The sequence below is a fragment of the Devosia insulae DS-56 genome (assembly GCF_000970465.2).
GTDB classification, from domain to species: domain Bacteria; phylum Pseudomonadota; class Alphaproteobacteria; order Rhizobiales; family Devosiaceae; genus Devosia_A; species Devosia_A insulae.
Genome location: NZ_LAJE02000229.1, coordinates 1 through 10479, shown reverse-complemented (window position 1 = coordinate 10479; position 10479 = coordinate 1). Strand labels below are relative to the sequence as shown.

At 66.0% G+C, this 10479-nt stretch carries 9 protein-coding genes; 7 read left to right on the top strand and 2 right to left on the bottom strand.

Translation table 11 applies throughout. The features are described 5' to 3' along the window. Nucleotides 1–100: 100 nt before the first annotated feature. A complete protein-coding gene (locus VW23_RS16480) occupies nucleotides 101–1321 on the bottom strand; it encodes a mandelate racemase/muconate lactonizing enzyme family protein (RefSeq protein ID WP_069910638.1) in 1221 nt (406 codons plus the stop codon). An 83-nt stretch (nucleotides 1322–1404) separates the two neighbouring features. Here VW23_RS16480 and VW23_RS16475 point away from each other — a divergent pair, with 83 nt between their 5' ends. The 4 genes from VW23_RS16475 (at nucleotide 1405) to VW23_RS16460 (ending at nucleotide 5363) form a co-directional block, all read left to right on the top strand. Then, nucleotides 1405–2202 (top strand): SDR family NAD(P)-dependent oxidoreductase, encoded by a 798-nt coding sequence (locus VW23_RS16475; protein ID WP_084646234.1) that lies wholly within the window; start codon nucleotides 1405–1407, stop codon nucleotides 2200–2202. Nucleotides 2203–2206: 4 nt separating this feature from the next. Continuing rightward, nucleotides 2207–3055 (top strand): transketolase, encoded by an 849-nt coding sequence (locus VW23_RS16470; protein ID WP_069910637.1) that lies wholly within the window; start codon nucleotides 2207–2209, stop codon nucleotides 3053–3055. Then, entirely contained in the window at nucleotides 3052–4038 is a 987-nt protein-coding gene (locus tag VW23_RS16465) for a transketolase family protein (RefSeq protein WP_069910636.1), read from the top strand. The genes VW23_RS16470 and VW23_RS16465 overlap by 4 nt, the downstream gene beginning before the upstream one ends. Before the next feature lie 140 nt (nucleotides 4039–4178). Beyond that, nucleotides 4179–5363: a mandelate racemase/muconate lactonizing enzyme family protein gene (locus VW23_RS16460; RefSeq protein WP_069910635.1), complete on the top strand. Its 1185-nt coding sequence runs from the start codon at nucleotides 4179–4181 to the stop codon at nucleotides 5361–5363. Nucleotides 5364–5490: 127 nt separating this feature from the next. Here VW23_RS16460 and VW23_RS16455 read toward each other — a convergent pair whose 3' ends face one another. Then, a complete protein-coding gene (locus VW23_RS16455; protein ID WP_069910634.1) occupies nucleotides 5491–6525 on the bottom strand; it encodes a LacI family DNA-binding transcriptional regulator in 1035 nt (344 codons plus the stop codon). Nucleotides 6526–6779: 254 nt separating this feature from the next. Here VW23_RS16455 and VW23_RS16450 point away from each other — a divergent pair, with 254 nt between their 5' ends. From VW23_RS16450 to VW23_RS16440, 3 genes are all read left to right on the top strand, one after another. Then, nucleotides 6780–7841: an ABC transporter permease gene (locus tag VW23_RS16450; protein WP_069910633.1), complete on the top strand. Its 1062-nt coding sequence runs from the start codon at nucleotides 6780–6782 to the stop codon at nucleotides 7839–7841. A gap of 64 nt (nucleotides 7842–7905) precedes the next feature. Further along, nucleotides 7906–8877, top strand: coding sequence for a sugar ABC transporter substrate-binding protein (locus VW23_RS16445; RefSeq protein WP_069910632.1), 972 nt, complete (start codon nucleotides 7906–7908; stop codon nucleotides 8875–8877). Nucleotides 8878–8954: 77 nt separating this feature from the next. Further along, on the top strand, nucleotides 8955–10479 hold a 1525-nt coding region (locus VW23_RS16440), incomplete at its 3' end, for a sugar ABC transporter ATP-binding protein (protein ID WP_069910631.1).

The following is a 10479-nucleotide window of genomic DNA, read 5'->3' as shown; positions in this document are numbered from 1 at the left end:
GCTAGGCACCTCTTCACCTCTAGGCCGGCAGCGCACGCCGGCTCGCCTTCTCCCGCAAGGGGAGAAGGCACATCGCCCAGCCACCGGCGGAAACGGTTGCCTAAACCCCCGTCCGCCGCACCGTCGCATCCGGCCGCTCGAACAGTTCCTCGCGCAGCCGCATCCCCAATCCCGCGCCATCGAGCGGCGCCACCCGGCCCTCGGTGACCGGTGGCAGGTCGGCGACGATCTCGGTGTACCAGCCGGTGAAATAGGCTCGCACCGCCTCCTGGTAGACGGCGTTGGGCAACGTCGCAGAGAGCGCGCAACTGGCGGCATAGACGATTGGTCCGGTGCAGTCGTGCAAGGTTACCGGCAGCTCGCTCGCTTCGGCCATGTTAGCGATCTTCCGGGCTTCCGACAGCCCGCCGCACCAGGCGAGATCGATCATGATCACCGAGGCGGCGCGCTTGTCGATCAGCTGCTTGAACATCTGCCGCGAGGCCAGCCGCTCGCTCGCCGCGATCGGCGTCGAGGTGTGCCGCGCCAGTTCAGCCATCGCATCGAGCTCGTTGTAGCGGATCGGCTCCTCCAGCCACGCGACGTCATAGGGCTTCAACGCCTCAGCGATGCGCAATGCCGGCGGCAGGGTCCAGAGCCCGTGCAGCTCGACCATGATTTCCATGTCGCGACCGACCGCGTCGCGGATCCGCTTGAACGGCTCCAGCGCCTTGTCGAGGTCGCTGAGCGAGATGCGGGTGCCGTTCGAGGCCTCGGCGGCAATGTCGAACGGCCAGATCTTCATCGCGCCGATGCCCTCGGAGAGGAGGCTCTTGGCCAGCTTCCCTGCATCGAACCGCCAGGCCAGCAGGTCCTCATACGGCCCATCGTTCGAATCGCCTGCTTGCAGCGACCAGTCCTCGGTGCGCTCGAACAGCGAGTTCTTCTTGCTGGCGCGCACGTGCTTGTAGCCGGCGCAGGTATTGTAGATCGGCACCGTCTGGTGCGTCCGCCCGCCCAATAGCCGCCACAGCGGCTCGCCCAGCGCCTGGCCATAAATATCCCACAGCGCGATGTTCACCGCCGAGTTGCCGCGCACCTCGGCGCCGGAATCGCGCGCCCCGACATAGACGCTGCCCAGCGTCCGGTCGTGCAGCTCGATATCGCGCGGATCCTTGCCGATCAGGTAGGGCGCCACATTGTCATGAATGTAGCTCGCTACCGGCCCCGGCGCCCAGAACGTCTCGCCGGTCCCGACGATCCCCACGTCGGTATGCACCCGCAGCCAGAACAGGAACGGGAACTCTGCGATCGTCAGTGTCTCAAGCGCAGTGACCTTCATTGCATCCCCTCGGCAAGCCCGTTGACTTCAATTTATGGTACCGGTATCAGTCGCGTCAAGATGTCCGAGGGGAGGACGCCGTCTTGGCTGCGAATACGAACGAGGCATTCCTGAAACGAGCGCTGGTCACCGGCGCTGCCGGCGGGTTGGGGCGCGAGGTCGCGATCCAGCTGGCGATGCGTGGCTGTGCCGTCGGCATCGCCGATATCAACGCAGCCGGGACGGCCGAAACGGCGCGGCTGGTCGAGGCCGTTGGCGGGCAGGTGCTGGAGATCGTCGGTGATTTCACCCTCGAGGGGGCGCCCGAAGCCGCTGTCGACAAAGTGGTGGCGCGCTGGGGCGGCATCGACATCCTCGTCAACAATGCCGGCTACGGCGTCATCGAGCCCTTCCTCGAGTCGAGCTACAAATCCTGGACCCGCACCCTGGCGCTCAACGTCACGGCGCTTGCCATGGCCTCTAAGGCCGCCGGGCGGGTGATGCGCGAGCAGCGCGCCGGCCGCATCGTCAACATCACCTCGCCGGGCTCGCGCATGGCGCTGCCCGACTACACCGCCTACACCGCCAGCAAGGCCGGCGTGGATTCGATCACCCGCGCCCTCGCCGTGGCGCTGGCGCCCTATGGCGTGCTGGTGAACTCGCTGGCGCCTGGCATGATGGATACCGAGATGCAGCGCTCGACCGAGGTCGAGCTGGCCCGCGTCAACGGTCGCATCAACGACCTGCAAGCCTTCCTCGACGAGCGCACCCGCCGCGTGCCGCTTGGCCGTCGCGCCGAGATCGCCGAGGTGGCGGAGTCGGTGGTGTGGCTCTGCCTGGACTCACCGGCTTACATGACCGCCGAGCGGCTCAACATGTCCGGCGGCCTCGACAAGGATTAATGCGATGACCCGCAACTCGCCTCCGGCTGAGGCCGATATCGCCGCGCTCAAGGCGCGCGCCACCACGCTGCGCCGCCACATGCTGACCATGGCCCGCGGCCAGGGCGCCGGCTATATCGGCCAGGGCCTCGGCATCGCCGATGCGCTCACCGCGCTGTATTTCCACGAGCTGCGCTACGACCCCGAGAACCTCGGCTGGGTCGACCGCGACCGCTTCCTGTTATCAACCGGGCACTACTCGATCGCGCTCTGGGCCGCCCTCGCCGAAGCCGGCATTATTCCGGTGGCGGAGCTCGTCACCTATGGCGCCGATAACAGCCGGCTCGAGATGTCCACCCTCGACACCACACCCGGCGTCGAAGTGATCGGCGGCTCGCTCGGCCACGGCCTGGGGCAGGGGGTCGGGCAGGCGCTCGGGCTGCGGCTCGATCGTTCGGAGGCCCGTGTCTTCGTCGAGCTCTCCGATGGCGAGCTGCAGGAGGGCTCGACCTGGGAGGCGGCGATGTCCGCCAGCCACTTCCAGCTCGATGGGCTGGTGGCGCTGGTCGATTGCAACGGCATCCAGGCCGATGGCCCGGTGGTGCTCGATATGGAGCCGGTAGCCGATAAATGGCGGAGTTTCGGCTGGGAAACTTTTGAGATCGACGGCAACGACATGGATGCCGTGGTCGCAACGCTCGCCAAGGCGCGCCAGCGCAACGGCAAGCCCAAGGCCATCGTGCTCCGCACGTTGCCGGGCAAAGGCGTCCGCCGCATCGAGCAGAGCGAGAAATCGCACTTCTTCCGCGTCGATGTCGGCCAGTGGGATTCGATCATCGACGAGTTCGAGCAGAACGTGGGATTGAAGCCATGAGCCGCGCCATGGAAGCCGGTCGCACGCTGGCAATGGGTGAGAACGAAGCTGCCGGTGGCGGCCGCAAATCGGTCGATGCGCCATTCGGCAAAGCCCTCGCCCGCCTCGGGCTAGAGCGGGCGAACATTGTCGGGCTTACCGCCGATCTCGGCAAATACACCGACATCCACCCGTTCCGCGATGCGCATCCGGAGCGCTTCTTCAATGTCGGTATGGCCGAGCAGAACCTCGTCGCCGTGGCGGCCGGCCTCGCCCGCACCGGCAAACAGGCCTTTGCCACCACCTATGGCGTGTTCGCCAGCCGTCGCGCTTTCGATTTCGTCGCCATTACGTTGGCCCACTCTAATCTCGACGTGAAGATCATCGCCGGCCTGCCCGGGCTGACCACCGGCTATGGCGGCACGCATCAGGCCATCGAGGATCTGGCGCTGATGCGGATGATCCCCGGGCTCACCATCATCGATCCGATGGACGCCACCGAGATCGACGCCGCGACGGTCGCGATGTCGGATCATCAGGGGCCGGTTTACATGCGCCTGTTGCGCGGCGCCGTGCCGGTGGTGCTCGAGCCCGGCTACAAGTTCGAGATCGGCAAGGCGCGGCAGCTGCGTGACGGCAAGGATGTCGGCATCATCTCGACCGGTTTGATGAGCGAGCGCGCCATCGATGCCGCGGCGCTGCTGGAAAAGCGCGGTATCTCGGTCGCGGTCCTCCACGTCCCGACCATCAAGCCGTTCGACGCTGAGACGGTCGCCGCATTCGCCGCCTCGGTTGGGCAGGTGGTCACCGCCGAGAACCATGTGATCGTCGGCGGGCTTGCCAGCCTGGTGGTTGAGACCTTGTTCGATGCCGGGATAGTGAGGAAGGTCACCCGCATCGGGCTGCCCGACCGCTACATCGAATGCGGCGCCGTCCCGACCCTGCAGCAAAAGTATGGGCTGACGGTCGAGGCGGTGGTTGAGAGGATAGCGGCAATAAGCTGAAGCACACACCGGTCATTCCCGCGAAAGCGGGAACTCCGTTTGCGGTGTCCGCCGCACGCATTGAAAACAGAGGTTCCCGCTTTCGCGGGAATGACACCCGGTGACAGGACGGCAAGTCCACGGGTTGTGAGGAGTCGAGCATGAAAATCACCGAGATCGAGACCTTCACCGTCGGCGCCGGCTGGAAGAACTGGTTGTTCGTCAAAGTGCATACCGATGATGGCATCTATGGCATCGGCGAGGGCACGCTGAACGGCTTCATCGCCACCACCGAGGCCGGGGTGCATGAGCTGAAGCACCTCGCCATCGGCCAGGACCCACGTCGGATCAGCGCGCTGTGGAAGCGCATGCTCGACAGCGTGTCGCTCGATGGCGGCCATATCCATCGCACCGTGATGGCGGCGGTCGAAGTCGCCTGCTGGGATATCCTGGGCAAGAGCCTCGGCGTGCCGATCCACCAGTTGCTCGGCGGCCAGGTGCGCGACAGCGTGCTCGGCTACGCCAATGGCTGGTATCGCACCGAGCGCACCCCCGAGCATTTCCTCGAGGCGGCCAAGGCCGTCCTCGCCAAGGGTTTTAGGGCGTTCAAGCTCGACCCGTTCGGCACCGCGCAGGGCTTCATTTCCCGCGAGGAACTCGAGCTCAGCTACGACATTTGCCGCAAGCTGCGTGACGAGTTGCCCGCCGATACCCGCATCCTGATCGATGTGCATGCCCGTTTCACCGAAATCGCCGCGATCAAGGCAGCCGAACGCTTCGCCGACCTCGATATCTACTGGTGGGAGGAGCCCACCTCGCGTGATCGGCAGGAGACGGTGCACGAGGTGGCGCACCGCTCGCCCATTCCGGTGGCGACCGGCGAAATGTTCGATACCGTCGGCCAGTTCTACGCGCTTGCCGCCGGCGGCGGCGTCAACATCTTCCAGCCCGAACCGATGTCGCTGGGCGGCATCGGCCCGTCCATGCAGGTGGCGAACCTCGCGCTGGCGCATGGCAGCCACATCGCCCCGCACCAGAGCGGCGGCCCGGTGGCGACGGCGGTCTGCCTGCAACTGGCGGCAGCGGTGCCGAACTTCCTGATCCAGGAGCATTTCGACGCCTTCAACGACGCCTGGACCTTCGACCTCGTCACCTGGCGGCCCACCATCGATCCTAAGAACGGGCATCTGTCATTGCCCGACGCGCCGGGCCTCGGCATCGATCTCAACATCGACGCCATCAAGCAGCACCCCTACGACCCGCATGCCTATCTCAACGTGCACACTGAGGGCTGGGAACAGCGGCTGGGGACTGATGCGCAGAACAAGGCGAAGAGTAAGGGGTAGGGGTGTTTTTACAGCCCCTCACCCCGACCCTCTCCCCAGAGGGGAGAGGGGGCGATGTGGCCCCGGCAGTGCAAAGTGCGTCCCCTCTCCCCTCTGGGGAGAGGGTTAGGGTGAGGGGCAGACCGCGCTAAGCACTCTCCCGATCGACGATCTCAAAGCCCAAACTGGTGATCGTCGCGAGCTTCTGTTTGCCGCCCAGCCGGTCGAGCAGCTGCCGCACGGCGCGCCGGCCCATCTCGTAGCGGTTCACCTTCACCGTGGTCAGCGGCGGGTAGAGCTGCGCCGCCAGGTCCATGTCGCCATAGCCGGCGATGCCGATACGGCCGGGGATGGCCCAGGCACGGCGGTGGCATTCCTGCACCGCGCCGATCGCCAGCGTGTCGGAGGAAAAAAAGATCGCGTCGATATCGGCGTGTCGCTCGGTCAGCGTCACCAGCGCCTCGGCGCCCCCGGCGGCGGTGATCGGCACTTCCACTTCCAGCGACGCGTGGTTCTCGATCCCGAGCTCGGTGAGCGCTGCATGGTAGCCGGTGCGTCGCTGCTGCAGCCGGTCATTGCCGTGAATCGGGGTCGAGACGAACCCGATGCGCTTATAGCCCTTGGCCGCCAAGTGCATGGTCATGGCATAGGCGGTCTCGAAGTTCGAGACGCCCACCACCATGTCGATCGGCTGGCGCCCCTTGATCTCGGAGATCTCCACCACCGGCGCGCCGCTCGACACCAGCAGCTGCCGCGCCACCTCGCTCTGCACGAAGCTTTGCAGGATCATCCCCGCCGGCCGCCAGCCAAGCAGGGTGCGGATCGAAGATTCTTCCGCCTCGGTGGTGAACTCGCCCTGCACCAGCAGCATCGAGTAGCCGCCCTGCTGGCACTCGTCCGACATGCCCTGCACCTGTTCGGCGATACCCGAGTTGATCAGCGGCGGCACCACCGTGCCGATGATCCGGCCATTCCCCTTCATGCTCGAGGCCAGGCGGTTGGGCACGAACCCTGCCGCTTCGATCGCTTCGAGCACTTTGGCGCGAGTCGCCGGGGCGACCATGTCGGGGTTCGAGAGCACGCGCGATACGGTCATCGGCGCGACACCGACCCGCTTGGCGATCTCGCGCACCCCCAACCGCTCCAGCGGCTTCTTGTCGCCGCCGTCTTCCGACCTGGCCATGCGCGCTACTCCCGAAAACGCGCGGAATCATAGTCGTCACAATCGCTTCGCGCCAGCGCTGGTTCCGGTACCATTTCCTTTGACGTTGCAGAATGGTTCCGGTACCATCACTGCAGATCGCGGCTCGCCGGGTAACTGGTCAGACCAGTGCACGAGAGGTCTTGACACTTATAATAGTATAATAGCTGATGAGGGCATGGCGAAGCGCTGACCGGATCACTCCGCAACAGCGCCGCCCCTCATGGAGGAAAAGCATGAACAGCGCGGCGCCCGCCACGACCGAGCAACCGACCACGCCTTCGCTGCGCAACCGGCTGATCTCTTTCATCGCCATCGGCGAGGTCGGAGTGATCGCGGCGCTGCTGCTGCTGGTGGCCTTCTTCTATTTCATGCAGCCGGCCTTCCTGTCCGAGCGCAACATCCGCGCCATCCTCAACGTCGTGTCGTTCGTCGGCATCATCGCCATCGGCCAGACCATCCTGCTGGTGGCCGGCGAGTTCGACCTGTCAGTCGGCTCCGTCGCCGGTGTTTCTGCAGTGATCGCCGCGCAACTGATGACGGCGCTCGCCTGGCCAGTGCCGCTCGCCATCCTTGGCGGCATGGGCGTCGGCGCCTTCATCGGGCTCATCAACGGCATCATCGTCGTCAAATTCAGGATACCGGCCTTCATCCAGACCCTGGGTATGCTGTTCATCGGGCAGGGGCTGATCCAGCTCGTCACCGGCGGCTACCCGGTCTACCCGCTGCCCAAGGAAGTCGCCGATTTCGGCATGAGCAGCTTTGCCTTCGGGCTGGGCTGGAGCTTCGCCTTCTTCATCGTCGCCGCCATCGTCGCCGATTTCGTGCTGCGCCGCACCGTGCTCGGCCGCAACCTCTACGCCACCGGCGGCAACCCCGAAGTGGCGCGCCTCGTCGGCATCAACACCACCATCTACAAGATCGGCGCCTTCATCACTGTCGGCGCGCTCTCGGCCGTGGCCGGCATGTTCGTCATGGCGGACCTGCAATCCGGCACCACCTCGATCGGCTCGGGCTGGGAACTCATCGTCATCGCCGGCGTGGTGGTCGGTGGCGTCAGTCTGTTTGGCGGCGCCGGCACCATTGCCGGCGGCGTGGTCGGAATCCTGATGCTCAAGGTGGTGCAGTCGGGCCTCGTGGTCATCGGCGTCAACTCCAACTGGCAGCAGATCGCGGTGGGCGTGATCATGGTGCTGGCGGTCGGCCTCGACATCCTGCGCCGTCGCTACTTCACCGTCGGCGCCGGCGCCAAGACCGCAGCAGCCAAAAAGTCCGACAGCAAGGCATCGGGCGCCTGAGGGGGCGTCCGCACAACCGTTCAACGCCACGCGGCAACTCGCGGGCCAATGGAGGAGAGGAACCATGAACATCTCGAAGAGGACACTGGTGAAAGGCCTGCTCGGTGCAGCGGCGCTGGTCGCCGGCCTTGGCGCCGCCGGAGCCAGCTACGCCCAGGACGTAACCCTGCTCTGGGTGCAGGCGATGAAGGATCATCCGGTGCATCGGCTGATGCAGGCGGGCTTCCTCGATAAGTGCAAGGAGCTCGGCTACACCTGCGAAGTGGTGGGCGACCCCTCTGCCACCAACTGGGATATCCCCGCCACCCTGCCGCTCGCCGAAGCGGCGCTGTCGCGCACCAAGTTCAACGCGGTCGGCGTCTACGGTCCCGATCCGGCGATCTATTCCTACATCACCAAGCTCGCCAAGGAGGGCCTGCCGGTCGTCACCTGGCACGTGCTGCCGCCCGAGGGCACGGTCGATGGGCTGAAGGCTGCCGCCGCGCAGGATATCGCGGCTGCCGGCACCAATGCTGCCATCGCCATCGGCGACAAGCTCGGCGGCAAGGGCACTGTCGCCCTCACCCAGGGCGCCTCGAACGATACCGAAAACGCCATGTCCGACGCCTTCCGCAAGACCATCGCGGATAAGTACCCCGATATCAAAGTGCTCGAGACCCAGATGGAAGGTTTTGAACCCTCCGCTGCCGAGGGCAAGGCCATCGCCATCCTGCAAGGCAACCCGGACGTCAACGCTGCCTTCGGCACCACCGGCAACTCGATCCAGACCTGGTCGGGCGCGGCCCGCAAGGCCGGCCGCGATGTGGTGATCATCGGCATGGACTACATCCGGCAGAACCTCGATCTGGTGAAGTCGGGCGCCGCCTACGGCATCGTGGCGCAGCCGCTTTATGAGGAAAGCGCGAAGGTCGCCGAACTGCTGGGCGCTTTGGCCAAGGGCGAGACGGTCAGCTACATGAACGTGCTGCCCTCCAAGGTCATCACCGCAGCCGATCTCGACCCCTATTACAAGATGCTGGACAGCGCCGGTCAGTAAACCGGCTCTCGCCGCGCCGGTCTCCCCCTGACCCGGGAGCCGGCGCGGTTCTTCCCTTCCTTTCGAGGCGCCGACCCATGGACCCGATCTTTTCCGCCCGCGGCATCGTCAAGGCCTTCGCCGGCGTGCAGGCATTGCGCGGCGTCGATTTCAACGTGCTGCCCGGTGAAATCCATGCGCTGCTCGGCCAGAACGGCGCCGGCAAGTCGACGCTGGTGAAGATCCTCAACGGCGTCCATCCGGCTGGCTCCTATACCGGTGAGATCACCCTCGCTGGTCAGCCCGCGAGCTTTGCCTCGCCGGCCGCGGCGCGCGCCGCCGGTGTCGGCTACGTGCCGCAGGAAATCGAGGTGCTGGAGCAGCTTTCGGTGGCCGAGAACGTCTTTGCCGGCCATACCGGGCTCGGCGAGGGGGTGCTGATCTACCGGCACAAGCTCGAGGATCGTACCCGCGCCATCCTTGATGATCTCGGCCTCACGATCGACCCCAAGGCCATCGTCGCCTCGCTCACCTCGGCCCAGCGCCATCTGGTGATGATCGCCCGCGCCCTGGCGCTGAAACCGCGGGTGCTGATGCTCGACGAGCCGACCGCGTCGCTCTCCGGTACCGAGGTCGAGGCGCTGCTCGAGGTGCTGCGCCGTTTGAAGCGGCAGGGCGTCACCATGATCTACATCACCCACCGGCTGCCGGAAGTGCTGGAAGTCTGCGACCGCGCCACCGTGCTGCGCGACGGGCGCGTGGCGGCGGAACTCGGTCGCGAGGAATTCGAGGAAGACCGCTTCATCTTCGCCATGTCCGGCCAGCGGCTGCAAAAGCTGTTCCCGCCGCACGAAGCGCCGGTCGGCGCCCGCCCCATGCTGGCAGTCGAGCACTTGAGCGTCGCCGGCAAACCCGGCGCCATCTACGGCGCGCGCGATGTCAGTTTCTCGGTGGCCGCGGGCGAGATCGTCGGCCTTGCCGGCCTTCTCGGCTCGGGCCGCAGCGAAATCCTCCACGGCATTTTCGGCCGCGTCCCAGCCGAGGGCACGGTGAAGGTCGATGGGCAAGCCATCGCCATCCGTTCGCCGCGCGATGCACGCGACGCAGGCATTGCGCTCCTCACCGAGGACCGAAAGCGCGATGGCCTGCTGTTCAATCTGCCGGTCGGCGCCAACATTACCATCGGCAATCTCGACCCGCTCTCGGCCCGCGGCATGGTGCGTGGCGATCGGGAGCGCAGCGCCATCCTCGAAGCGATGCGCCAGCTCAACGTCAAGGCGTCATCGCCGCAGGCGTCGGTGGCGCATCTCTCGGGCGGCAACCAGCAGAAGCTGCTGTTCGCCCGGGTGCTGATGCGCGCCCCAAAGGTGCTGCTGCTCGATGAGCCGACCAAGGGCGTCGACGCGGCGACCCGGCAGGAGATCTACCGGCTCGTCGTCGAACTCGCCAACAAGGGCGTGGCGCTGGTCGTGGTGTCATCGGAGCTCGAAGAAGTGCTCGGCCTCTGCGACCGCTGCCTCACCATCGCCGATGGCCGCATCGTCGACGAATTCAAGCGCGGCGAAGGCGGCGAAGACCGGGTGCTGCGCGCTGTGGCCGCGGCGCAGGCGGAGACGGTGCGGG